1 protein-coding gene is annotated in these 2,906 nt (G+C 40.2%); it reads right to left on the bottom strand.

Going from position 1 to position 2,906, the window contains the following annotated elements:
* On the bottom strand, window positions 1-2,906 hold a 2,906-nt coding region (locus tag AB1422_10500; protein ID MEW6619746.1), incomplete at both ends, for a hypothetical protein.

Consider the following 2,906-nt stretch of genomic DNA (forward strand, 5'->3'; position numbering starts at 1 on the left):
CGAGTATTATTTCCGGCTCCTTTGCCTTAACCTCAAACGGCTTACCAGTATTTAATTGCTCTGGTATTGACTCTTTTAGTAGTGAAAACTGCGGAGTGGAGAGTGAGGGAATTATCTCTACTTTTTCCTCTTTTATCGTCGTCCCGTCTGTTAATTCAGGCTCTTTGACCTTAACCTCTGCTGGCATATTATGTTTTGGTTGTTCTTGCTTTGTTTCCATTTCTATCTTCTCATCTTTTATCATCGTCCCGAGTATTATTTCCGGCTCCTTTGCCTTAACCTCAAACGGCTTACCAGTATTTAATTGCTCTGGTATTGACTCTTTTAGTAGTGAAAACTGCGGAGTGGAGAGTGAGGGAATTATCTCTACTTTTTCTTGTTTTATCGTCGTCCCATCTGGTAATTCAGGCTCTTTGACCTTAACCTCTGCTGGCATATTATGTTTTGGTTGTTCTTGCTTTGTTTCTATCTCTATCTTCTCATCTTTTATCATCGTCCCGAGTATTATTTCCGGCTCCTTTGTCTTAACCTCAAACAGCTTACCAGTATTTGACTGCTCTAACATTGACTCTTTTAGTAGTGAAAACTGCGGAGTGGAGAGTGAGGAAATTATTTCTACTTTTTCTTGTTTTATCGCCGTCCCATCTGGTAATTCAGGCTCTTTGACCTTAACCTCTGCTGGCATATTATGTTTTGGTTGTTCTTGCTTTGTTTCCATCTCTATCTTCTCATCTTTTATCGTTGTCCCAACTATTATTTCCGGCTCCTTTGTCTTAACCTCAAACGGCTTACCAGTATTTGACTGCTCTGGCACTGACTCTTTTAGTAGTGAAAACTGCGGAGTGGAGAGTGAGGAAATTGACTCTACTTTTTCTTGTTTTATCGTCGTCCCGTCTGTTAATTCAGGCTCCTGGACTTTAACCTCTGCTGGCATATTATGTTTTGGTTGTTCTTGCTTTATTTCTATCTCTATCTTCTCATCTTTTATCGTTGTCCCAACTATTATTTCCGGCTCCTTTGCCTTAACCTCAAACGGCTTACCTGATTGCTCTGACACCGGCTCTTTTAGTAGTGAGAAGTGACCAGGGAAGAATGATGGAATTATCTCTACCTTCTCTTCTTTTATCGTCGTGCCGTCTGTTAATTCAGGCTCCTGGACTTTAACCTCTGCTGGCATATTATGTTTTGGTTGTTCTTGCTTTGTTTCCATTTCTATCTTCTCATCTTTTATCGTTGTCCCAACTATTATTTCCGGCTCCTTTGCCTTAACCTCAAACGACTTACCAGTGTTTGATTGCTCTGGCATTGACTCTTTTAGTAGTGAAAACTGCGGAGTGGAGAGTGAGGGAATTGACTCTACTTTTTCTTCTTTTATCGTCGTCCCATCTGTTAATTCAGGCTCTTTGACCTTAACCTCTGTTGGCATATTATGTTTTGGTTGTTCTTGCTTTGTTTCTATCTCTATCTTCTCATCTTTTATCGTTGTCCCAACTATTATTTCCGGCTCCTTTGCCTTAACCTCAAACGGCTTACCAATATTTGACTGCTCTAACATTGACTCTTTTAGTAGTGAAAACTGCGGAGTGGAGAGTGAGGGAATTGACTCTACTTTTTCTTCTTTTATCGTCGTCCCATCTGTTAATTCAGGCTCTTTGACCTTAACCTCTGTTGGCATATTATGTTTTGGTTGTTCTTGCTTTGTTTCTATCTCTATCTTCTCATCTTTTATCGTTGTCCCAACTATTATTTCCGGCTCCTTTGCCTTAACCTCAAACGACTTACCAATATTTGACTGCTCTAACATTGACTCTTTTAGTAGTGAAAACTGCGGAGTGGAGAGTGAGGGAATTGACTCTACTTTTTCTTCTTTTATCGTCGTCCCGTCTGTTAATTCAGGCTCCTGAACTTTAACCTCTGCTGGCATATTATGTTTTGGTTGTTCTTGCTTTGTTTCCATCTCTATCTTCTCATCTTTTATCGTTGTCCCGAGTATTATTTCCGGCTCCTTTGCCTTAACCTCAAACGGCTTACCAGTATTTGATTGCTCTGGCACTGACTCTTTTAGTAGTGAAAACTGCGGAGTGGAGAGTGATGGAATTGACTCTACTTTTTCTTGTTTTATCGTCGTGCCGTCTGTTAATTCAGGCTCCTGGACTTTAACCTCTGCTGGCATATTATGTTTTGGTTGTTCTTGCTTTGTTTCCATCTCTATCTTCTCATCTTTTATCGTTGTCCCAACTATTATTTCCGGCTCCTTTGCCTTAACCTCAAACAGCTTACCAGTATTTGACTGCTCTAACATTGACTCTTTTAGTAGTGAAAACTGCGGAGTGGAGAGTGAGGGGATTATCTCTACTTTTTCTTCTTTTATCGTCGTGCTGTCTCCTAATTTTGGCTCTTGGACCTTAATCTCTGCTGGCATATTATGTTTTGGTTGTTCTTGCTTTGTTTCCATCTCTATCTTCTCATCTTTTATCGTTGTCCCAACTATTATTTCCGGCTCCTTTGCCTTAACCTCAAACAGCTTACCAGTATTTGACTGCTCTAACATTGACTCTTTTAGTAGTGAAAACTGCGGAGTGGAGAGTGAGGGGATTGACTCTACTTTTTCCTCTTTTATCGTCGTCCCATCTGCTAATTCAGGCTCTTTGACCTTAACCTCTGCTGGCATATTATGTTTTGGTTGTTCTTGCTTTGTTCCCATTTCTATCTTCTCTTCTTTTATCGTCGTGCCGTCTCTTAATTCAGGCTCTTTGACCTTAACCTCTGCTGGCATATTATGTTTTGGTTGTTCCTGCTTTATTTCTATCTCTATCTTCTCATCTTTTATCGTCGTGCCGTCTCTTAATTCAGGCTCTTTGACCTTAACCTCTGCTGGCATATTATGTTTTGGTTGTTCTTGCTTT

It is taken from the genome of bacterium (assembly GCA_040757115.1).
Classification (GTDB): Bacteria; UBA9089; CG2-30-40-21; order CG2-30-40-21; family SBAY01; genus JBFLXS01.